The sequence below is a fragment of the Jezberella montanilacus genome, assembly GCF_003003055.1.
Classification (GTDB): Bacteria; Pseudomonadota; Gammaproteobacteria; order Burkholderiales; family Burkholderiaceae_B; genus Zwartia; species Zwartia montanilacus.
On sequence record NZ_PVTV01000017.1, the window covers coordinates 1 to 20,584 of the forward strand.

Here is a 20,584-nt window from a genome sequence, read left to right on the forward strand (position 1 = left end):
TCGTCCGTAAATCGTGCTTTCTTCATCACTGCTCCTTGCTGTCAAGGAGCCATTGTCTCTAATTTCGCGTGGTCTGAAAATCCCAGGGCAGGTCATATCTGTTCATAGATTTCAGCGAGCCTGAAGATTGCCGATCTAGTTTGTGCGGACACCTTGCTAGGGCGACCGATACGCGGCCTGTCCAGCAGTCCTAGGATCCGATCCTGTTCAAACTCTGCAATATTATCGAGAACTCTTTGCTCAGGCATACCGACGGCTTGGGCGATCAAATTTGGGTGAATGCCTGCGACAAATTGCAGGACAAGCCATGCTCGTTTAGCGATACGTGTTGAGCCACTATTAGCCCAAATTTTTACTATTTCCGCTTCCGTTGGGCTCAAAACAAGTTTCATTTTGTACAAAACTTATGCAATTAAGGGATGAACTCTCGATAGACTTTACTCCAGGTAACCTCACAGGGAGTTGCAAAATGCTTGATTGGGAAAAAGATCGTCGTAAACGCCTTCCACGCCAATATGATTCAGATGCGTTACCCGCTACCGGATCTTGGGCAGATCAAAAAAGATGGGCTGATGAGTATGGTCAAAAAAGGCACAATTCCTTACAAAGATCAACAACTGCAACTCATCGCGTCGACTTGAAATCCCATTGGATATCTCAACTAAGTCTTTATTTGAAGTGCCTCAAATCAGTCGATTTTCATAAAAAATACCCGGAACACCAGTTGGAAATCATAGGTATTGTTCGAAAACTGATTAGTTCCTTATCAGCGTCAGGCAGCCGATTAGAGGCTTCCGTGCAAAAAGAAATCGACGAGGCAAAACGTATTATTTCTAACTTCCGTCACTAAGTTGCGTTCTCGGTGAATTTCGTAATTTACTAAAACTCTATTTCGATTTTTGCAAGCATTAGTGTGTCATGGCGATTTATTTTTTCAAGGCTCGTGTCTTGAGACAGGGGCCTATTAGAGTTTTACTAATTCTACTTGCCATTTGACATAAGCACTTGAGAACAAAATGACCGCACAATTTACCGAGGTACTGCATTACAAAGGTGAGCAGATGTCGCTGCGAACGCAACCTTTGTCGGAATATTTGTATCTGATGGATACGACGCCTGATTTCAAGCGCAAGTCGACGGCCTGTTGGCGACGTTACGTCGGTAAATGGGAAATCCTTTTAGATCGTCTCTACTTAGTCGGGATTCACGCCACCTATACAGATGGTACTGCCGTCACCTTAGATAGTCTTTTCCCCGGCTTTCCAGAAAGGGTATTTGCGCACTGGTATTCAGGCGTATTGAGTATCCCTCAGGGAGCGATGACACAATATGTGCATATGGGCTACCTGAGCACTTACGAGCGGGATCTATTCATCGCCGTTGAAAATGGTGTGGTCGTAGACACGCAATTGCGCATCAATAATGTCTCGTTGGGCGAGGGTGACAACATTGCTTAACTGGGTCCTTTATCTCGAAATATATTTGACAGTTGGGTTTGTTGTTTGCTCTGCCTTTATTGGCACTCATTTATTTGTAAATCGACACAAATCAACGGTTTTTGATTACATGCGCCGTTCGACTAATCGTGAGTGGACTCATTTTTTGTGTGACTTCTTTGAGGATTTCTTCATTCCCGCTGTTGCGTTGGCTCTGGTTTGGGTGGTTTGGCCGATACCGATCGGCCTGAAAATCAAAAGCATGGTTTTTAAAAAACCACCTCCGTTAAAGCCAAGAAGGCTTGTCGAGGTAAAAGAGTTCATCCTGAATGAGGCTGAATTAATCAGAGAAGTGACGATTGAGGAGGTTGAAAGAACCAACTTCATTCATGATCCGATGGAGGCTGTGCCGAACGTCCCGTTCGGTCATTCCAATGCCCTTTGGCTAGCGCTAAGGGATTCGATTCAACCCAATGAAACGCTGTGGGAGTTTGAATCAGAGCGGTCTGAACTCAAGGGAGTTCACTCCATGTGGGGTTATGCGATCAAGGGCGATGGCAGAGTGGATCGGTTTATGACAACAGGTTGGAAGATAAAAATTGAGGTAGGTTCAGGGTAGTCCCGTAATCGAGCAGGCACTAGTTAGGTAAATTACTGATATTGCTTGAGTTTAGGTCTCAGAGGATGGTGGTCAAAAAACTAGCCGCCTGCTCGGTCAGCACAACTTCAACCGCCAGTTGTGCTCGGGTCAAGCCGACAAATAGTTTGCGTCGTGCTTTGTCGTCGAGTGTTCCAAAATCGATCTCCGTTAAGACAATGCCCGAGGCACTTTGACCTTTAAACCGGTAGACCGAGTCGACCAACAGATCGCCAGTTGTCCAGATCGCATCGCCTGCAACCGAATACTTGCCTGTTGGTCGACGTAGCGTAAACGCACCCAATTGAGCGGTCTTGTTGAACTGCGAGTTAGTGAGGCCTTTCCAACTAATAATGGCGATATCGGCGAGGGCAATGCCGCGTTGCAATAAGTGTGTGACGGCTGCTTCGGTTTTAATTAGTAGGTCACTGTCAGTCGTGTAGGTATAAAAATTAGGCAGTTCGCCGCGATAAAACGATCGCGATACGATGGGCTGTTCGGTCAAGCCTAGCGCATTAATCACCTTACATACTGCTTTGGGTGTCCGAAAATTATCTAAGCAAGTGACGTTCACGACATCGCTGAGGTCGAACTCTTCTCTGTCGTAAAGCCTTTGCGCGTCGTCCTCAAGTAAATATATCTTGCCGTCATCGGTCAATTGGGGCAATAGGGCGGCCACCCAGGCCGGCTGAAAGTCTTGTCCCTCGTCAAGCACGATCAGTTGATAGCGCTTTTGCAGCTTGGGATCGGTCTCAACAGAGTCACAATATTGCGCGGCTAGCCGATCGTAATTGCCGGGGGCTGCGAAGTCAGGCTCACCCACTGTTTGTCGATAATGCTCGACGCAGAGTTCATGAAAACTTGCAACTTTAGCTTTGGTGGGTGCGATGTGACCAATGTGATCCGCCAGGCTGCGGTTGTAGCAAACGTAGAGGCTAAGTTGGGATTTGTCAGCCGCATCTTGTAATAGTTTTAAGGCTAGTTGTGTTTTACCGGAACCGGCTGTGGCTTGTATTCGTATTAAGCCTGAGGGAGCAGATATGCGTGGTATCCACGTGGCCAGACCATCCGCTAAACGAAGTGTTGTAGTTCGGACTTGTTCACCCAAGACGCGCATATCCAGCGTGACGTTAAATTCGTTACTAAAAAATCTTCTCAGGCTTTCAACGTCAACCCCAGAGTGCTCGGTCGCCATCATTTCTCTTGCGAGTGCCCCGAGTTGGTCGAACCGGGTGGCATCAATAATGCGTTCTGGTGGTAGGGCAACGATTTGTTGGTTACCCATGACGTAATCCGGAAGGACGAGGCAATTTGTTACGTGAGTGTTTAATTTTGCTTTGCTTAGCCGATCGACCATTGCGGCAAACTGAATCTTGGTTTGTCGCCCAACATCGGTTGAACCGTCATGGTAGGCCTTAATCATTTGCCCATTGCCAATGGATACATCGCCAGCTTTGATTTCTACCAGTAAGACATTGCCGATGGGGGACAGCACCACGATATCAATTTCACCATGCTTGTCTCGGTCGTTATGCAGGGTGTGCCAGGAAACATTATGAAAGATCTCATAGCCGTCAGGCAAGGATGATTGCAGCCGATAAAGCACATCGAGCTCACGATCTCTGCCGCTGCGGTAGGTTGGTTTGGGGAGGTCAGGGACGAGGTGTGCCATGGGATTTCTGTAAAGTGGTCGCGATATTTAAGGATAGCCGTTTTGAGTGTCTCATCCTATGAGTCACCTGTGAGGCGATTCGATACAAGGCCCTCAATCGTCGTCAATTTAAAGCGCTCGCCTGCCATGCCATACGGCTGTCATTTAGTCGGTCTGGCGATGACGGCGACCGTTACGGCAGAGCACAATACCGATGGTTTGCTTCAAGGTTTTTTAAAATAGTTACCGCTAGTGCTGCAAAAATAACATATAGTCAGTAGCATCTGGTGAGGCAGTAACTAACAATAATGACCCACAGGCGAGTCACTTCAGACAAACTCATGCCATCTGGCACGCGAGGATAAATGGATCGCACAGAACGCTTCTATAAGATTCAAGCCATGCTGATGGCTAAACCCTCAGTCACAATGAAGCAAATGCAAGACACGCTTGAAGTATCGCGAGCGACGCTTAATCGCGACTTAGCTTATATGCGTGATCGACTTGGTATCCCCTTCGCGTGGGATGCGGGCTTACGCGGTTATGCACTGACTCGGCAGCAGTCAGCGGATAAAACGTTTGAATTGCCTGGCGTTTGGTTTAATCAGCAAGAGATCCATTCTTTACTCACTATGATTGAGCTGATCGCCAAGCTTGAACCAGGTGGGCTGCTGTTGCCGCATATTGAGCCCTTCAGGGCACGGCTAGAAGGATTGTTAGATCAAGGCGTTGGCGGCTCTAAAGAAGCAATGAATCGAATTCGAATTCTGCCTATGGCACAACGCCAAGTATCTAGTGACTATTTTCAATCAGTGACTCACGCCTTAGTGCAACGCAAACGCCTGGATATCAAGCACCACGCACGTCAGACCGGGCAGGATACTGATAGGCAGATATCCCCACAGCGGTTGGTGTACTACCGTGACAACTGGTATCTCGATGCCTATTGTCATCTGCGCGAAGATTTACGTAGCTTTTCTCTGGATGCCCTTAAAGGTGTGCACATCACTGAAAAAGCTGCCAAGAATGTCGACGAAGCCAAACTGCGTGAGGTGTTTGAAACAAGTTATGGCATTTTCTCAGGTAAGGATCATCACGTAGCCAAATTGAAGTTCACGCCCTTTAGAGCTCAGTGGGTTGCCCGCGAGGTCTGGCATCCAGAACAAGTCGGTAAAGTGGACGTCGACGGCAGTTACACACTTGAAGTCCCCTACGGTGAGGATTGGGAACTCATTCAAGACATTTTGCGTCAAGGCCCCGATGTTGAAGTATTAGCACCAGCTGCACTAAAGAAGAAAGTCAAAGAGACCCTAAAACGCATGATGCGGCTTTATTGAGCGGTTCGGAAATTTATTGTTATCAATTTTTGATGGAGTAATTAGTCAACATGAATGAAATCAAATGCCCACATTGTGCTAAAGCTTTCAAGATCGATGAGGCTGGCTACGCGGATATCTTGAAACAAGTGCGGGACGATGATTTCAACCATCAGTTGCACGAAAGACTCGAGCTGGCAGAGAAGAGTAAGCAGAGCGCCATTGAACTTGCCATGTCTCGAGCCGGTATAGAGTTGCAGAAAGCTGAGGTAGCTAAAGACAGCGTGATTCAAGACCTGAATGCTAAACTTGATGCAGCCCAATCGGCACAAAAGCTCGCCTTGGCAGAAGCCCTAAGCGCAGTCGAAAAACAACGTGACGAACTTACCTATAAGCTTGAGCAGGCTGCACTGGAGACGGCTACGGCGGTCCAGCTTGCTGAGGCAAAACGGGTAAGCGAATTACAGCAGACTGCTGCAGCTAAGGATACCGAGATCCAAAGCCTGAGGGCTCAGCTTGGAACCCTCGAAATCAGGCAGAAGCTTGCCCTGACTGAGGCTATTAGTGTGGTCGAAAAACAGCGCGACGAGGTGAGAAACAACCTCAAGCAGGCAGAGCTTGAAAAGCAACTGGTTGAACAAGCGTTAAAAAGTCAATACGAGACTCAGATCAAGGACCGAGATGACGCAATCGAACGTCTCAAGGACATGAAAGCGCGCTTATCAACGAAAATGGTAGGCGAAACGCTAGAACAGCATTGCGAAATCGAGTTCAACAAGATTCGCGCGACAGCGTTTCAGAGAGCCTATTTTGAGAAAGACAACGACACGCGTAGCGGCAGTAAAGGCGACTATATCTTTAAGGACTCTAATGAGGATGGGGTTGAAATTGTCTCGATCATGTTCGAAATGAAGAACGAGAGTGATCACACTGCTAATAAAAGTAAAAACGAAGATTTTCTTAAAGAGCTCGATAAAGATCGAAATGAGAAGGGTTGCGAGTATGCAGTCCTGGTCTCTATGCTAGAGGCCGAAAATGACCTCTACAACAGCGGGATCGTGGATGTGTCTCATCGCTATCCCAAGATGTATGTGGTGCGACCTCAGTTTTTTATCCCTATCATTACTCTGCTTCGTAATGCGGCGTTGAACTCACTGAAGTACAAGTCAGAGCTCGCCCAGATTAAGCTGCAAAGCATTGACATAACTAACTTTGAAACTGAGCTGAACAATTTCAAGACTGGATTTGCAAGAAATTACTCCCTCGCATCGAAGCACTTTGAGACCGCGATTTCGGAGATCGACAAGTCTATCGATCACTTGCAGAGAACAAAAGAAGCTTTACAAACAACGAGTAACCACCTTCGTCTCGCGAATGATAAATCGCAGGCGGTAACAATCAAGAGACTCACGCGAGGTAATCCGACCATGACGCAGCGGTTTGCCGAATTACCTCCCGCAAATGAAAACCAGGACCCCGTTGACGATTGATTAATTTAGGTAGCATGCCTGCTTGCAAGTTCGTTTAACATTTTTTTCTCAGTCTCATCTAGTGATACACCACTGGGCGCATAATGAGTTATCTCCCTCATCGATGGCGCCCAACATGAACGAACCCCAAATCCCCAACGACGCACCTATCGTCTTTTTGTTGACGAAGGTAGAGATAAATTTGTCTGGCGTTGGGGGGCTTGAGCACCATCGGGCACATGATTCCGAGCTACTCTGGGCGATACTAGCAGCTATGGGTACATTGTCGACCCTGCTCATTTTATCGACGTTTTATATTGCATCACGCTGGGGCTGAAGCGGTAATCTTCCGTACTGATCAAGTAAGGAACCATTATTTGCTTGACAATTAAAGCTGTTTTTTGTACAATTATTCTAATAAATTATAACTTGTCAAGTTAAAAATGTTACATATTTTTATGCGTAAATTTATGAATCCTTGGCAAGCAAAATCAAGCATCCGCGTCAGGCACAAAGCCTGCATCGTCTTTTGAAACGTAACATTTTTCAAAAGAAATCCTGTCTTTTTAGGCATTAATCAACTTCCGCTTAGCGTTGCATTGCTGCAATCTTTTTAAAGATTGACGGCTTGTTGCATTCTTTTTTGCTTGTTAACTCACCTGAGGACAACATCATGGCTACTCGTCGACGTAACAGTAAGTATTTTTTACAAACAACCGTAACTGCTACTGATATGGAGGATTTTTCGCCTGAGTTTGCCGATGCGTGTAAGCGTTGGGCATTACGAGCTTTGATCGACTTAGGTGGCCACGAGGGGATTGTTCAATCCAGTTTCTGCACTGAGCCTGGCCTCATGCGCGCACTGGGTCTTAATCAAGAGATGATCGAGAACTACGAGCCTGAGCGCATGCTTGGTGCGCTTAAACAATTACACCGCGATGTCGTCAATCCAAAAACTGCTGACGAGTCTGGTAGCGCAGCAGCTGCTGCTAAGACGCTTTGTACACCGGACAGCGTCTTAATGCGCAATATTGACTGGTTAGGTAATCAAGTTTCGCTCACGTCAGATGAAAAGCAAATTTTGCTTCTGAGCGTTTTGGTGCGCCAAAATCCTTTTCTCGGGCAGGCCGTCGAAGCCTTGGGCTTCTTGTCAACGTCGCGTGCGAATTCTGTGTTGTCAGTACTACTTGATATCTCTGTGCCTCGTGTGCTTCAGGCGCTATCGGAGGATTCAAGCTTGGTTCGGTCAGGTTTAATGTTTATCGACGACAGCGGCAATTTTGAGTTCAATAATAAGGTCGTAATGCTGACGGGCTTAGATGGGCAATTAATGGTGGAGCAAAAAAATCTCTATTTTCTGTTTGCTTATAACTTTGTCGTGGCGCCCAAGCCCAAACTGACACTAGAGCAGTTTGACCACCTTGGGTCCAAGGTTAAGAATCTCAGTACTTTTCTGAGTGTTGCAGTGGCCGAAAAACAAAAGGGCGTCAATATTCTTGTTTACGGTCCACCGGGCACAGGTAAAACCGAACTAGGTCGTGCATTAGCTAAAGAACTTAAGTTTCAGTTGTTTGAGGTTGCAGTAGAGGGCTGGCGAGGTAGCCACATCGCTGGTAAGGATCGCCTTGCTGGTTATCGGTTGTCTCAAATGATCTTGGCCAAGCGCAAAAACACTATGCTCGTTTTTGATGAGATTGAAGACATCACTCCACGAACAGAGGATGATGGTAATAGTCGCCGAGGCAATCGCTCTGGTCAAAAGGGTTTTCTCAATCAACTGTTGCAAGAGAACCCAGTCCCAACGATCTGGATCACTAATAGCTTGCGTCCGCTGGATCCAGCTCATTTACGTCGGTTCGATTACTGCTTGTTGATGGATATCCCTCCCAAGAAAGTTCGTACCGCGATGTTGGCGGATTGTACAAAAGGGCTCGATGTTTCACTTGAGTGGTGCGAAAAAAAGGCCGCTAATGATGCGCTATCCCCAGCTGGTATGTCACGCGCCGCCAAGGTTGCGGGTGCGATGTTCAAAGGAGGAGCCAACACCTCTGTTGAAGCCTTGCTAGATGACGTCATTGATTCGGCGATGAAAGTTTTGTCAATTGACGCGCCACCTGCGAAAGCGAAAGCAGGTGCAGTCAAGTATCAGTTAGACGCCCTCAACGCAGACTGCGATCTAGGCGATGTTCTGGCGGGTCTGACCGAGACCGGGGAGGGACGCATTTGTTTATACGGGGTTCCCGGGACAGGTAAGTCGGCTTTTGCGAAGTACGTTGCTGACGTACTAGGTAAGCCAGCACTTATTAAACGTGCTTCAGATATCTTGGATCCTTATATTGGTCAGACCGAGTGCAATATGGCTGAGATGTTTTACCAAGCCGAGAAGGACGATGCTGTGTTGATACTGGACGAAGCCGATAGTTTTCTGCGATCCCGCGAGGGCGCTAGGCGTGGTTGGGAAATAACAGCTGTCAACGAGATGCTCACCCAAATGGAAGCATTTGGGGGCATCTTCTTTGCAACAACGAATTTGTTGGATCAACTTGATGCCGCTAGCTTGCGTCGTTTTGACATGAAGATCAATTTCGGATTTCTCAAGCACGCTCAACGTCTCTCGTTGTGTCGCGAGGTGTGCAAATCAATTGGCTTGGAAATGTCATCCCGGGATGAGTCTCGCTTGGTCGAGCTAGAAAAGTTAACGCCAGGCGATTTTGAAAATGCCCTAAGGCAGTCTCGTCTGCGCCCCCTTCGCACGGTGGATGATTTGCTCAGTCGATTGAGTCAAGAGGTGAAGCTAAAAAATCTGAGCTCAGGGCGTCCAATCGGCTTTTTGGCGACCGGTACAGCCTAGGATGGTTAGTGATGGCGACAGAAATTGTCGCAACAATCCGTATCATTACTTTTCTCGCAGTTAGCTGTTTTTCCTTCAAACTTTTAAAGGATTTACTATGCCTAAGCACAGCAATGTTTTGCCACTTGAGCAAGCTGGTCAAGGCCGTCAAAGCAGTTCATCCCGAGGACGCTTTTGCACACCCTATGTGCGCCTAGTAAAAGTAGGCCAACAAACAGTGGTTACGGCTGGCCGCCGAAATCCACACGCGGCATAAAGTCAACGTGAAGGGATTCTGTAACTGTTGCAATCCCTTCTTGCTTCATCACGAAATTGCGTCAATTAACGATTCAACTTAGGATAGCAAAATGAAAGTTTACAAAGTGACTTACACAGCCTACGAAAAAGGCAGCTGCATGGTAGTGAGTGAAGGCGTCATGCCAGTCCACACAAGCTCGTCTTATGAAGCTGAGGAGACCGTAAAAGCAATGTTTAGTGGCCTAGAAGTGATAATCCGACATACAGACTAGTGTCTATTGCAGTTGGGTTTAGTTTTTAAATCTATTGATAAAAGGATTGACTTTATGGCGAACCCTCGCTTTCTAACTAAGTCTCGCTTCAAACTGGCAGCAGAATGCCCGACCAAATTGTTCTACGCCAGCGAAAATAAGATATATCGAAGTCTTAAAAACGATGACAGTTTCTTGGCTATGCTTGCAGAGGGCGGTTTCCAGGTGGGCGAATTAGCTAAATGCTTCTATCCGCACGGCGTCGAGGTGTCAGAAACTAGCAATGCTGAAGCCGTAGCTAAAACTAATGAACTTTTACAAGTCGAATCAATCGTGATTTTTGAAGCGGCGATAGCATTTGAAAACCTGTTTATTCGTGTGGATATCCTCGTCAAGAACGGCAATCACTATGAATTGATTGAGGTCAAAGCTAAGTCGTACGATTCATACAAACCCGACTTGGTTGGAACCAGGGGCGGCATAGTAAAAGGCATGCGTCCTTACATTGAAGATGTGGCCTTTCAATCTTATGTGTTTAAGCAGGCTTTTCCGCAAGCACAACTCGATAGTTTCTTGATGATGCCGGATAAGTCAGTGGCGGTCGACATCGACGGGTTAAATCAATACTTCAAACTAGTGCGTATGGACCAACGCTCAAGAGTGATTGTGAATCCAGAGATCACTAATGTGGCTCTCGACCGTCGACTATTAGCGAAGGTCAATGTGGATAGTCTTGTTAATCGGGTGATGGAAGAGGGCGTGAGCACACCTCTGGGAATGGTGCCTGTAATTGACGCGATCAGACAATGGTCGCAAGCCTGTCTAGTCGGGGAAAAGATTGATCCTACGCCAGGTGGGCACTGCGGAAAATGTGAATTCAAGACTCGACCAGTCGATGTGCTAAGAAGTGGTTTGCACGAATGTTGGGCTGAAAAGTTCAACTTCACTCCTGAGGATTTCGCTAAAGGGACCGTGCTGGATTTATGGAACTTTCGCGGCAAGGATAGGATGATTAGCGAAGGCAGGGTTCGTATCCAAACCTTAGCCGAGCATGATTTAAATATGAAAGACGGCGGCGAGATATTGAGTTGGACCGAGCGTCAGTGGATGCAAGCTCATGGGATCCCCAAGAATGAGGATAAGGGCGGCTTTTGGATAGCTGAAGCTCACATAAAGGCCGAAATGTCGAACTGGAAGTATCCCTATCATTTCATCGACTTTGAGACGAGTGCGGTGGCGATACCATTTCATAGAGGAATGAGGCCTTATGAACAAATCGCTTTTCAGTTTTCCCATCATATGATGCATGAAGACGGTCGCATTGAGCACGCGGGGCAGTTCTTACTAGCAGAGCCTGGTTTGTTTCCAAATTTTGAGTTCATCCGCGCATTAAAAGAAGAATTGGACAAAGACAACGGCACCGTATTTATGTGGAGCCATCATGAAAACACAATATTGACGCGAATTGCCGAGCAACTTGAGAATTACTCAGATCGACCTTCTGACTGGGAAGCACTAAAAGCTTTTGCAGAGTCGCTACTTAAAACCGGCGACCGCCCGATGTTTGACCTTTGTAAGTTGGCCACGGATGCGTATTATCACGTCGATACGAATGGACGCTCCTCTATTAAGATGGTCTTGCCTGCCGTGTTGAACTCAACGCCATCATTACAGGCTTTGTACGGCCGGCCAATTTATGGAGATGACACTGGTCGTTCTGATGGGATGCCGAGCCTGAATTACAAAAACTTTACGTGGTGCAAAGCAACACCACAAGGGTCTGTCACGGACCCTTATGAACAGTTACGCCAATGGGGTAGTGAGCTACTTGGTGAAGAAGTGGCCGAAGGAGAAGATCCTGACGATCTTGTCATCGCCGAAGGCGGGGCTGCTGCCACTGCTTACCAACGGTTGCAGATGGAGAGTTTGTCGGCAATGACTCGCGACAAAATCAAAAATGCCTTGCTCAGATATTGCGAGTTAGATACGCTTGCGATGGTAATGGTGGTGCAGGGATGGAACGCGTCGGTTCATCAGCAAATGTCTTAAATCCCTTAGTAACTACGATCAGACTACTTGCTTGTTGGGGGGTGCGGTGGAAAAGTTGGACTGGTTTATCCCGTAAGTCCGAGACTTTGTCGGCATTCTAAAGGACTGCATGATCCAAGGGATATATTGATACGCTTTTCAAGCTGACGCCGAGCTTCCCTAATCTAATCGCGTTGATCATCTGAGTTCGCCCAGAGGTTATGCCGACAAGAACGACTCTTTCCTTTGGATCGACGTATTCAACGGATACGTAGCAAACTTCAATATCGCCTTCAACCACTCAATAGCCCGCAAATGCGGGGGTGCAGCGGAAAAGTTGGACTGGTTTATGCCGTAAGTCCAAGACTTTGTCGGTATTCTAAAGGACTGCATCATCCAAGGGATATCTTGATACGCCTTTCGTTGTATCAATGAATATACGAATCAACGATCTGAATAAATTGCTCAATGGTTGTCGCCTGTCAGCTACGAGAGTAAAACAGCTATTTTTTCAGACGCCCAAAGAAGCCTTCACAAGCAGAGTTATCTGGTGAGCACCCTTTACGCGACATCGATCGAATTAGTTTGGCATCGCCCATCCGCGTTAACCAGCCTGGCCATCGATAGTGAGCCCCGCGATCCGAATGGACGACCGGTTGATCACTATACTTTGCTACTATTTCGATGGTCGCATCCAGCATCGTGTTCACGTGATGGCGAGACGGACGTCTACACACTTGTCAGGGCCGCGCAGACGGGCCCAGTGATAAAAGTAAGAGCTGCAAGCAAGGCCAAGTTCGGCAAGGAGTTCTGGCACAGCATACGTTTGTCTTAGGGCAGGTCACGCTTGTGCCAAAGGCTTTGTATTAACTGTTCAACTGCCTGCTTTAAAACGTGGCGCTCAAGCATCGTGTTATGTCCGTTCTCTTGCGACAAATTCCCAACTGTCGTCGGCACATTTAAACCATAAGTTAAGTTAGTCCTAGTGCCATCCATCTGCACGTTAATGAATCGATGACCGTTTGTGTGAGCCTTAATAATGTTATTCATCAATTCTCGAATTATCCGCTGCCTCTGTGCGTCAGTCCTTTTCCTTTGACCCGAATGCACAACGCATCTATTGAAAGCCTCCCAATCTAGCCACACAAAAATCAATCCATGTTCCACACACCATTTAATCTTGGTTATGTGTTTGCACTGTATGTATTCCCAATTACCCTCATCCTTCGCTGGATAATGAAACGGACCTTGAATTTCAATGGCAATCTTAATGTTGTTCTCGAACAAGATTTGAAGGTCCAACTCCAGCCAGCTTCCATTATTGGAGATAGGTCTTTGTCCATGAAGTAGCCTGGGGGCGCCGTCCTGGCAGTTTGCATATATTGCGGCCAAGTCTCGATAAAGCACGGTCTCTGCCTGCGATTCACCAAACGTCCGAAGTTTCTCGCCCGCATCAAGATATTGAATTATGGACTTTACATAAAGAAGTATTTCTGTCGCTAATATACTACTTGGGCAAATTACTAATTCTTGATTTAAATGTGCCTCGTCGACACCGAGAAATCTTCTCATACTGAGCATCGGTAGTCCACTGATCCAACCGAGCGGCGGACGGTTGTGATCTTGCACTCGCTCAATGTATAGAGTCTCTGAAAAGAGCTCAGCCTTAGGATGACGAATCTCCACGTTTACGTCATTGCTGACTACGCTCAAATTCAAAATATCAAAGGATTGTTCCCCGTACTTTAGCTGTAAATATATGCAGCTCGTGTACAGTGGGTTACCTCCATTCCCAAAACCCTTGAGATGGCTTTTGTCTGCAGACACACATATCCTTTCTGAAGATAAGCTATCTTTTATAAATTTGTAAAAAATCCACGCCGCAGCTAACCTACTCTCTAATTGCGTCACTCTAGCTTGATCGGGCTTTAGCTCCACTCGAGCGCCTTGACACTCCCATTCCTGCTGGTAACAATCTAACACAGAGGCGGGTGAAGCTGTTGATTCTGCGTGGTGCAGTTGAAATTGCGCATACGAGTCATCTGTAAGATTTTGGTTATACCAGGCCATTCGCTACCCTCATTATATTTAGAAAGATAAAAAAACTAATAATGTCTTCACATCCTGACTGATCAGGCCGATGGTAACAACAAAATGTTTTGTCTGGTTGACCTGTCTGGTTTTAACGGACGATGTTAATTTAGAAACGACGGCTCCGGTTGTTGAACTGCTTTTCCATCCAGGTACTTACTCAAGTGAGGATCTTGAGTACGGGCTTGTGTAAGATCAATTTAGAAATTCAAGCGTGTGTTTATCATCAGGGTTGATACGAATCGACTCTGGCAACTGTCTAACCATACACAGAGTAGTACTTCGTCGCGACATAATCTGTCGCGGCGGTCTGTCACCATCTAGCTTGAAAAAATGGAGACAACTATGAGCCCTTTGTTGCCGGACTTTGTTTTTCTTCCCAGTAACGGTGAACTTTATCTTTGTACCGTCTCGTCTGCAGGTGTGGTTCAGACGCGTGTACTTGCGCCAGGCAACTCAGACGCGATCTACAAGATTTCGACAGATCAAAAGTTCTTCGCTTTTTTGGATTCTGCCAACAAACGCTTGGCAGTTTACGAGTTACTGAACGCCGAGCCTTGGCTGCAGCGCATCGTTCCGCCCACAAATTTGCCACGCGACTGTATCGCGTATGACTTTATTCTGCACGACGGGCAACTGCTCGTAGGCGGCAGAAGTCGTTCTCAAGAAAACATCTGGATGCTGGATTACACCTTGCCAGCGCAACCCGCGCGCGCCTGGACGGCACTTGAGGTGCCCGAACTCGTCCGTAATAACGGTAAGTCGATTGACCTGCTCTACGTACTAGACCGGACGCTGGTAGCTGTTGACAATGTCATCCGGCCGAAGTGGTTTGTGTTTTATCAATTGAACAAAGGTACTCTTCCGACACCAGTCGGTCTGCATCCAATTAGGGTAATGTCGGCCTTTGAAGGGATTCGCCACGGGGCCGAGAGTAATGCGTTGTATGCGCTTTTTTCAGCGGGTGCGGGGCAGCGGGGCGCTTCGTCGTATGTGCAGCTGTACTTTAAAGATGAAATCGCACAGAGTGTCGCTGCCGCGGACTTGAGTACGACCAGACTCGGTGGCAAGGCCAGTGTTAGCGCCGCAGATCTCGCAACGGCTAAGGGCAGCAGCATGGTGGCTGGTGACGCTTCAGTTATACGGATTCCGTCTCGTTCTACGTTGCGCCACGATCGCAATCGCACCTTGAACTGGCAGTTTTTTACGCCGATGGGTAATGATCACGACGATGAGTTTGGTGATTGGAAAGCGAACACTGACTTTGACGTAGAGTTTCTGCCTTTTGTCTCGCGGGTTAGGCGTCGCAAAGAAATCCCGCCTGATCCAAAGGTACTAAAGCTCAAAGCAGCGCGTGCGAAGCGAAAAGAACTGTTAAGGCAGCTACCTGGCGCAAGCGTCTTTGCGATGATTTTTTGCAATGATTTTTTACTGTTGGCGATGGGTGAGCAGGGTGTCTGGGTTGCAAATACCACGCCGGTGCTGCGCGATCGTCGTATCGACCTCTCGGCTCGCTTCCGTCAAGTTGGCTCGGTTCAGTTAACCAAGGCTGTCGGCTTTGAAAAGCGAACTGACGAACAGGGCGGCGTGTTTGTGCTGGGCCAAACCAGCACTGAAGCTATTGCGCATGAATGGCTGAGCCTTGAGCAAATTGTACTTAGCGCCAAAGCTCGCGCAAAGTCTCAGCGCTCGGCAGGCCCTTGAGTACGAAGCTAAGCGATCGGCATCTCAGCAGCTTGTGATTTTTTGGCGAGGTGAATTGAGCGAATGCCCTAGCGGGGTGAGTAAAGTAGTCGCTAGTCAAAGGTGGTGCTGTGAATCAGACGCGACTACTTCACCTGGTTGAGCTATGCAGCTTTAGCCGCAGTACCTTTGGCGCGAATCACGTGGATTTTTGGTAAAGGTTTTATTTCGACGAGCGCGTTTGCGTTGGCGATTGCTTGCGCATAGACTTCGGCAACATCCCGGCCCGCTAGTAACTGTGCGATAACAAAATCGCGCTGGGTGGTTATGTTGGCAGGCATAAGTGCGCGATTATTTTTAAAATAATCATACATTTCGTGTAGTGCTTGCTGTTCTTTTGCTGCAGCAGATTTTAAGACTGGCTTTTTCGTGCTTATCGTTTTTGTCATCGTCGCATCCAAAAAGTTGAAGGAACAAGATCATATAAAAAGGTCACGAAGAAAAATGTCGTGAACAACTTCGGTCGCAATTTATTATGTGGTTGTATAAAGAGTTTTTGGCAGTCTTTTAAAAATACGATGACTGCCATCTATTTGAAGTAGCGCTTAATTAGCGCTTGCTATTGTTGCGAACGATTGGCAAGCGTGCAGCGTCTTCGCTCCACTTGTAGTAGTACACGCGATCTATTTTTTTAACAGATAATTGCGGCTCGGCAACGTACGCTAAGCGTTCAAGCTGATTGAGTACTTTACGAGTAAAACTTTCAGGCAGCTCATCACGACGGTACACGGCTTCCAGCAATTCAGTCAGTCTGGTGTGCGAAATTTCGCTGTCTGGCCCTGGTATTAGATTAATAAGATCCCAACAAAGACGATTTATTCCCACAAGCGATTCCTTAAAATTTAGTCAAAAGCGCGACTTGACGCATAGTCCTTAGCAAAGGCAGCGCCGTGATTTTTAAGCAAACTAGATTGATGAGGTTAAAAGATGTAAAGCAACACGTTGCGTGTACAAAGGCTTGTTGTTTTATGAAGTATTTGTTTATCTTTTTTATTTTTTTAATCTTAATTACTACACTGATAATGTAGTTTTTCACGAATTAATTGTCAAGATAATTCCGTGAAATCCGGAGGTTACTGGCAGCAAAAATTCTTTTCTTTTAGCGATATTTTTACAACGCGCACATTGTTTTTTGTCGCGCCTTTGACGCATAGTTTTGGCTGATGTCGTTGCGAACAAGCTGCAAAAAAATGGGGCTACTTTGTCGTGAGATTCATTGACAATTAAATCGCAAAATCTTACACTTTCAATCCCAGTTCATTACACAAAATCAGCACACGATTTTGTCACCAGCCGCTGTAATAGCGGGCCAACTACTTAAATAGTTTTTTTAATAACTCCGTTTGCGCTTAGCTGCTTAAGTACAGCTAGTGCGCGTTAACTTCGTCGATAGCAAATGTTATTGCCGCGCTAAACCTTTTAGCGTGGTGCGGACCATTTTTTACTTAACTTGACTGTAAAAGGTAATTTATGAAAAAAACTAAAGCGATCAAAACATTTACAGTAACACGCGATTCGGTTAATGCTTGTGTTGTATTCACTTGGAATGGAAAGCAAGAAACGTTAGCCGATGCTTTACATACAATGCAACACGTTTTTGCTTTTCCTGACAGCGTGCTTAATCAAGTCAAACAATTGAAAGCCGTTACGTTAGCGCCAAACAAAATGCAAGTTAAAAAATTTCCGCTACACAGTTAAATTAAAAAACTGTCGTATCCCTCTGCAGTGCAATCACAAGCGCGTTTCCACCTTACTGCTAACCGTAGCCGTAGCAACTGTTAGTCAGCTTTCGTCTGCTGTATTCGCTCAATCTTTAAAAGGATCCGAAATGGCTCAATCTCGTCGTGCAGTGTTAGCCTCAAAACGTTACTCCAAAAAAACTAAAGAACAAGTTGCTCGCGAAATTCGGTGGGAATATTACAAAGCAAACAGGAATCGTTTAATAGACGATGTTGTGCAATACAGCGAAATAATTTTGCAAATGTTGCTTGCCGGCGTAGAAGTAGAAATTGCTTTTTTGCCTTATGTCAAAAATGTTAATGTTGTTAGTCCACAAATACTGCCCGCACACAACAGCCAACATAAAGCCGCGTGAAAAATCAGCTACATGAATCGCTAGTTTTGTAGACACTAGGTTCAGCCTTAAACTCAGCAGAGCTTATTCGACAGGAGCGGGTGTTAAAAATGATCATTACAGATTCACAAGTGCATATATGGGAAGCTCATCGGCCTGATCGTCCCTGGCCTGCCGAAGAGATCGCAAAAAAAGTATTCGTCGCAGCTGAGGGTGCACGACCCCATCGAGAGGAGCCCGTTAGTGCGGAGGAGATGCTTAGTGTCATGAATAGTGCACAGGTATCTCGCGCAATTATTGTTCCTCCGTCTCCTGTTGGCGACAATAATTTGTCTGCTCTAGAGGCTGCTGCTCGGTATCCCGACCGCTATGCTGTCATGGGTCGCTTTGATCCCAGTGCGCCGGACGCACGCAATCTTTTGCAAGGCTGGTTGGCGCAACCACAGATGCTTGGCATTCGCATGACCTTTCACAAACCAAAATGGGCTAGTTGGCTGGATGATGAGTCGATTGATTGGTTTTGGGCGGATTGTGAGAAGCTTGGGATTCCCCTCATGCTGTTGATACCTGGGCGCATGGATGTCATCGACAAGCTGGCCTCTCGGCATCCTGATTTAAAACTGATTCTTGATCATATGGGTCGACTGAGTGGGAAAAGAGATGACGACTGTTTTGCTGACCTTGACGTGATGCTCAAACTCGCAAAACACCCCAACGTCTCAGTAAAGGCATCTTCAGCACCTTGCTACAGCACTCAGCCGTATCCCTACAAAAATATCGAACCTTATTTGCGTCAGATTTTTGAGGCCTTTGGCCCCACGCGCACAATGTGGGGATCTGACTTCTCAAGACTTCCCTGCCCTTATACTGAGTGCGTGAATCATTTTCTTCAGGAGCTGAGTTTCTTGCGAGGCGATGATCTGAGCTGGGTAATGAGCAGAGCGATTTCCGATATTCTCAAATGGCCAGAACCAAAAACATCATGATAATTTTAAAAGCAACATTCTTAATACGCTTGTCAGCTAGACTGCTTTTGACTGGCGGCCTAGCTGTATTTTTCATTTCAGCCAACTGCTCTGCAGCCACGGGAGACGATTATCCGAATAAGCCGATCCATCTGATTATTCCTTTCCCACCCGGTGGTGCAGTAGACATCTTGGGCCGATTAATTGGCCAGAGTCTGTCAGAGCAATTTAATCAATCCGTCATTATCGAAAACCGACCCGGCGCGAATGGCAATATCGCCATGGAGGCACTCGCCAAAATGCCTGCGGACGGTTACTCACTGTTAATTGGCGGCAACGGCATTGCTACCAATAGTCTGCTGTACCCCAGCTCAACTTATCGTATGCCTCAAGACTTCTCAACGCTTGGTTATGTTGGGCGTGCGCCGCTAATAATGGTTGTGCCCGAGCAAGCACCTTATCAGTCACTTGGGGACGTCATTACTGCAGCTAAGAAAAATCCAGGTGCCGTAACATTCGCCTCTGCGGGAAGCGGGAGTTCAGCTCATTTAGGGGCTGAGCTTTTGAGCTACGCCACCAAAATTGAGCTCACACATATTGCCTACAAGGGCGGCGCGCCAGCTATTGTTGATCTTGTCGGCAATCGTGTGTCCTTCATGTTGCTTGATCTCGCGCAAGCCTTGCCTCAGTTACAAACTGGTCGCTTACGAGCGATCGTAGTTGGTACCCCCGAAAAATTAGATGTACTTCCGAAGGTCCCGAGCATGACTGATGCTGGCTATCACCAGATTGAGGCAACCGTCTGGTGGGGGCTAATCGGTCCGGCAAATATCCCTGAGGCAATTGCAAACAAAATAAATGCTGGCCTGAATCGTGCGCTGACGGACACTGCCATCGTCAAGAAACTAACAGAGTTCGGCGTGACGCCAAAACCGGGCACAACCCAGCAATTTCGTAGCTTTATTTTGAGTGAAATTAACAAATGGTCTGCAGTGATGAAAAACGTCAAAATGAAAGAAGATTAATACTCGTTGCCGAGGTATAAGGTGTTGCGCCTCGGCGAAAACCAAAGAGATCTCAGCTAATCCAAGCGCTCTCAGCTAATCAGTTGATGGCGCTTTTTAATTCAAGCGCTTCAGCAGGACACTGCCTAATCAGCGCCGCTATGTCTGACGGGGTCCCTTTAAGCCAGGCCTCATAGCTGTCAGGATTCAAAATCACCACCATGCGTTTTTCGTCTTGTGGCTTGTGCAATAGCTTAAATATTGAATGGTCATTAGCGTTAACGGTCAGCATGGTGTAGCTCTCGACCCAGCCGGTAGGCGAACGCCACGCCGACCATAGTCCGGCAATACCCATTGGCTCGCCATCAGCCCTCGATACTTCAGCCGCGACGGCCTTACCCGACCGCCAGTCTGGCTCAAACACAGATATCGCTGGGATGATGCAACGTTGCGCTTTTCTCCAGGCATCTCTAAACGTAGGCTTTTCAGCAATCGTTTCGCTTCGAGCATTGAAAGTGCCACGGACTTTACCGTCCTTTGACCAGTGCGGGATTAAGCCCCAGTGGCCGGAGACGGCCTCGCGATCGGGGACAGCTTCATCGCCAACATCAGCGTGCGGGTGCGGGCGGATGAAAAGACCTTCATAGCCTGGCCACATGTCGGGCTTGCAAATGGTTGTCAGTGGCCCAAGCCCAAAGATGTTGCGTAACTGATTGATATGAGTGACAGGTTTGTAGTGGCTACACATATTCGCTTGTGATTCGACTCATCAGGCTATTTGTTTTATTTTGTAACACGGTATCGTTTAGCGATCGAATGGGATTGAAGTGA

At 47.0% G+C, this 20,584-nt stretch carries 21 protein-coding genes and 1 pseudogene; 15 read left to right on the forward strand and 7 right to left on the reverse strand.

The annotated features are described in order from the left end of the window. Positions 1–92: 92 nt before the first annotated feature. Positions 93–392 carry a COG3415 family protein gene (locus tag BCM14_RS13170; RefSeq protein ID WP_106228513.1) on the reverse strand — a complete coding sequence of 100 codons (300 nt, stop codon included), beginning with the start codon at positions 390–392 and terminating at the stop codon, positions 93–95. A 77-nt stretch (positions 393–469) separates the two neighbouring features. Here BCM14_RS13170 and BCM14_RS15180 point away from each other — a divergent pair, with 77 nt between their 5' ends. The 3 genes from BCM14_RS15180 to BCM14_RS13180 all read left to right on the forward strand — a co-directional run bounded on the left by BCM14_RS15180 (position 470) and on the right by BCM14_RS13180 (position 2,055). Further along, entirely contained in the window at positions 470–850 is a 381-nt protein-coding gene (locus BCM14_RS15180) for a hypothetical protein (protein WP_146129777.1), read from the forward strand. A 166-nt stretch (positions 851–1,016) separates the two neighbouring features. Further along, the gene (locus BCM14_RS13175) at positions 1,017–1,457 is read left to right on the forward strand and encodes a hypothetical protein (RefSeq protein ID WP_106228514.1); all 441 of its coding nucleotides are present in this window, start codon (positions 1,017–1,019) and stop codon (positions 1,455–1,457) included. A 109-nt stretch (positions 1,458–1,566) separates the two neighbouring features. Beyond that, entirely contained in the window at positions 1,567–2,055 is a 489-nt protein-coding gene (locus BCM14_RS13180) for a hypothetical protein (protein WP_146129778.1), read from the forward strand. Between the two features lie 58 nt (positions 2,056–2,113). Here BCM14_RS13180 and BCM14_RS13185 read toward each other — a convergent pair whose 3' ends face one another. Beyond that, on the reverse strand, positions 2,114–3,745 hold the full coding sequence (locus tag BCM14_RS13185; RefSeq protein WP_106228516.1) for an NERD domain-containing protein: 1,632 nt from the start codon (positions 3,743–3,745) through the stop codon (positions 2,114–2,116). Positions 3,746–3,787: 42 nt separating this feature from the next. Here BCM14_RS13185 and BCM14_RS15185 point away from each other — a divergent pair, with 42 nt between their 5' ends. The 7 genes from BCM14_RS15185 to BCM14_RS13215 all read left to right on the forward strand — a co-directional run bounded on the left by BCM14_RS15185 (position 3,788) and on the right by BCM14_RS13215 (position 11,897). Further along, entirely contained in the window at positions 3,788–3,967 is a 180-nt protein-coding gene (locus tag BCM14_RS15185; RefSeq protein ID WP_146129779.1) for a hypothetical protein, read from the forward strand. Between the two features lie 122 nt (positions 3,968–4,089). Then, a complete protein-coding gene (locus BCM14_RS13190) occupies positions 4,090–5,061 on the forward strand; it encodes a helix-turn-helix transcriptional regulator (protein WP_106228517.1) in 972 nt (323 codons plus the stop codon). A gap of 50 nt (positions 5,062–5,111) precedes the next feature. Continuing rightward, positions 5,112–6,530 carry a DUF2130 domain-containing protein gene (locus tag BCM14_RS13195; protein WP_106228518.1) on the forward strand — a complete coding sequence of 473 codons (1,419 nt, stop codon included), beginning with the start codon at positions 5,112–5,114 and terminating at the stop codon, positions 6,528–6,530. Positions 6,531–6,645: 115 nt separating this feature from the next. Next, a complete protein-coding gene (locus tag BCM14_RS13200) occupies positions 6,646–6,846 on the forward strand; it encodes a hypothetical protein (RefSeq protein ID WP_146129780.1) in 201 nt (66 codons plus the stop codon). Positions 6,847–7,182: 336 nt separating this feature from the next. After that, complete coding sequence (locus tag BCM14_RS13205; protein WP_106228520.1) at positions 7,183–9,360, forward strand: AAA family ATPase; 2,178 nt, start codon at positions 7,183–7,185, stop codon at positions 9,358–9,360. Positions 9,361–9,457: 97 nt separating this feature from the next. Next, entirely contained in the window at positions 9,458–9,616 is a 159-nt protein-coding gene (locus BCM14_RS15360; protein WP_259673629.1) for a hypothetical protein, read from the forward strand. A 259-nt stretch (positions 9,617–9,875) separates the two neighbouring features. After that, a complete protein-coding gene (locus BCM14_RS13215) occupies positions 9,876–11,897 on the forward strand; it encodes a DUF2779 domain-containing protein (RefSeq protein ID WP_146129781.1) in 2,022 nt (673 codons plus the stop codon). A gap of 371 nt (positions 11,898–12,268) precedes the next feature. Here BCM14_RS13215 and BCM14_RS13220 read toward each other — a convergent pair. Both BCM14_RS13220 and BCM14_RS13225 read right to left on the reverse strand, forming a co-directional pair. Continuing rightward, positions 12,269–12,601, reverse strand: a pseudogene (locus tag BCM14_RS13220) (IS3 family transposase); the annotation flags it as partial. Positions 12,602–12,707: 106 nt separating this feature from the next. Then, positions 12,708–13,946: a hypothetical protein gene (locus BCM14_RS13225; RefSeq protein ID WP_106228523.1), complete on the reverse strand. Its 1,239-nt coding sequence runs from the start codon at positions 13,944–13,946 to the stop codon at positions 12,708–12,710. A 366-nt stretch (positions 13,947–14,312) separates the two neighbouring features. Between BCM14_RS13225 and BCM14_RS13230 the strand changes: the two genes are divergently transcribed. Continuing rightward, entirely contained in the window at positions 14,313–15,671 is a 1,359-nt protein-coding gene (locus tag BCM14_RS13230; protein WP_106228524.1) for a hypothetical protein, read from the forward strand. Positions 15,672–15,814: 143 nt separating this feature from the next. Here the strand turns inward: BCM14_RS13230 and BCM14_RS13235 are convergent, their stop codons facing one another. Both BCM14_RS13235 and BCM14_RS13240 read right to left on the reverse strand, forming a co-directional pair. Further along, entirely contained in the window at positions 15,815–16,099 is a 285-nt protein-coding gene (locus BCM14_RS13235; RefSeq protein WP_106228525.1) for a hypothetical protein, read from the reverse strand. 160 nt (positions 16,100–16,259) lie between these two features. Next, positions 16,260–16,535 (reverse strand): hypothetical protein, encoded by a 276-nt coding sequence (locus BCM14_RS13240; RefSeq protein WP_106228526.1) that lies wholly within the window; start codon positions 16,533–16,535, stop codon positions 16,260–16,262. Positions 16,536–17,180: 645 nt separating this feature from the next. Here BCM14_RS13240 and BCM14_RS13245 point away from each other — a divergent pair. From BCM14_RS13245 to BCM14_RS13260, 4 genes are all read left to right on the forward strand, one after another. Beyond that, complete coding sequence (locus BCM14_RS13245; protein WP_106228527.1) at positions 17,181–17,408, forward strand: hypothetical protein; 228 nt, start codon at positions 17,181–17,183, stop codon at positions 17,406–17,408. Positions 17,409–17,538: 130 nt separating this feature from the next. Continuing rightward, on the forward strand, positions 17,539–17,805 hold the full coding sequence (locus BCM14_RS13250; protein ID WP_106228528.1) for a hypothetical protein: 267 nt from the start codon (positions 17,539–17,541) through the stop codon (positions 17,803–17,805). A gap of 89 nt (positions 17,806–17,894) precedes the next feature. After that, on the forward strand, positions 17,895–18,770 hold the full coding sequence (locus BCM14_RS13255; RefSeq protein WP_106228529.1) for an amidohydrolase family protein: 876 nt from the start codon (positions 17,895–17,897) through the stop codon (positions 18,768–18,770). Next, positions 18,767–19,774, forward strand: coding sequence for a Bug family tripartite tricarboxylate transporter substrate binding protein (locus BCM14_RS13260; RefSeq protein ID WP_259673630.1), 1,008 nt, complete (start codon positions 18,767–18,769; stop codon positions 19,772–19,774). The genes BCM14_RS13255 and BCM14_RS13260 overlap by 4 nt, the downstream gene beginning before the upstream one ends. A 79-nt stretch (positions 19,775–19,853) precedes the next feature. On the opposite strand, the gene BCM14_RS13265 is transcribed toward BCM14_RS13260, so the two are convergent. Further along, positions 19,854–20,501 (reverse strand): SOS response-associated peptidase, encoded by a 648-nt coding sequence (locus BCM14_RS13265; protein WP_106228531.1) that lies wholly within the window; start codon positions 20,499–20,501, stop codon positions 19,854–19,856. Positions 20,502–20,584: the final 83 nt, after the last annotated feature.

What these genes read in the sequence shown, in the direction of transcription:
- BCM14_RS13170 (WP_106228513.1), bottom strand. Translation starts at nt 392, where the DNA reads ATGAAACTTGTTTTGAGCCCAACGGAAGCGGAAATAGTAAAAATTTGG.
- BCM14_RS13200 (WP_146129780.1), top strand. Translation starts at nt 6,646, where the DNA reads ATGAACGAACCCCAAATCCCCAACGACGCACCTATCGTCTTTTTGTTG.
- BCM14_RS13255 (WP_106228529.1), top strand. Translation starts at nt 17,895, where the DNA reads ATGATCATTACAGATTCACAAGTGCATATATGGGAAGCTCATCGGCCT.
- BCM14_RS13185 (WP_106228516.1), bottom strand. Translation starts at nt 3,745, where the DNA reads ATGGCACACCTCGTCCCTGACCTCCCCAAACCAACCTACCGCAGCGGC.
- BCM14_RS13225 (WP_106228523.1), bottom strand. Translation starts at nt 13,946, where the DNA reads ATGGCCTGGTATAACCAAAATCTTACAGATGACTCGTATGCGCAATTT.
- BCM14_RS13180 (WP_146129778.1), top strand. Translation starts at nt 1,567, where the DNA reads ATGCGCCGTTCGACTAATCGTGAGTGGACTCATTTTTTGTGTGACTTC.
- BCM14_RS13205 (WP_106228520.1), top strand. Translation starts at nt 7,183, where the DNA reads ATGGCTACTCGTCGACGTAACAGTAAGTATTTTTTACAAACAACCGTA.
- BCM14_RS13260 (WP_259673630.1), top strand. Translation starts at nt 18,767, where the DNA reads ATGATAATTTTAAAAGCAACATTCTTAATACGCTTGTCAGCTAGACTG.
- BCM14_RS13235 (WP_106228525.1), bottom strand. Translation starts at nt 16,099, where the DNA reads ATGACAAAAACGATAAGCACGAAAAAGCCAGTCTTAAAATCTGCTGCA.
- BCM14_RS15180 (WP_146129777.1), top strand. Translation starts at nt 470, where the DNA reads ATGCTTGATTGGGAAAAAGATCGTCGTAAACGCCTTCCACGCCAATAT.
- BCM14_RS13245 (WP_106228527.1), top strand. Translation starts at nt 17,181, where the DNA reads ATGAAAAAAACTAAAGCGATCAAAACATTTACAGTAACACGCGATTCG.
- BCM14_RS13175 (WP_106228514.1), top strand. Translation starts at nt 1,017, where the DNA reads ATGACCGCACAATTTACCGAGGTACTGCATTACAAAGGTGAGCAGATG.
- BCM14_RS13195 (WP_106228518.1), top strand. Translation starts at nt 5,112, where the DNA reads ATGAATGAAATCAAATGCCCACATTGTGCTAAAGCTTTCAAGATCGAT.
- BCM14_RS13265 (WP_106228531.1), bottom strand. Translation starts at nt 20,501, where the DNA reads ATGTGTAGCCACTACAAACCTGTCACTCATATCAATCAGTTACGCAAC.
- BCM14_RS13190 (WP_106228517.1), top strand. Translation starts at nt 4,090, where the DNA reads ATGGATCGCACAGAACGCTTCTATAAGATTCAAGCCATGCTGATGGCT.
- BCM14_RS13230 (WP_106228524.1), top strand. Translation starts at nt 14,313, where the DNA reads ATGAGCCCTTTGTTGCCGGACTTTGTTTTTCTTCCCAGTAACGGTGAA.
- BCM14_RS13250 (WP_106228528.1), top strand. Translation starts at nt 17,539, where the DNA reads ATGGCTCAATCTCGTCGTGCAGTGTTAGCCTCAAAACGTTACTCCAAA.
- BCM14_RS15360 (WP_259673629.1), top strand. Translation starts at nt 9,458, where the DNA reads ATGCCTAAGCACAGCAATGTTTTGCCACTTGAGCAAGCTGGTCAAGGC.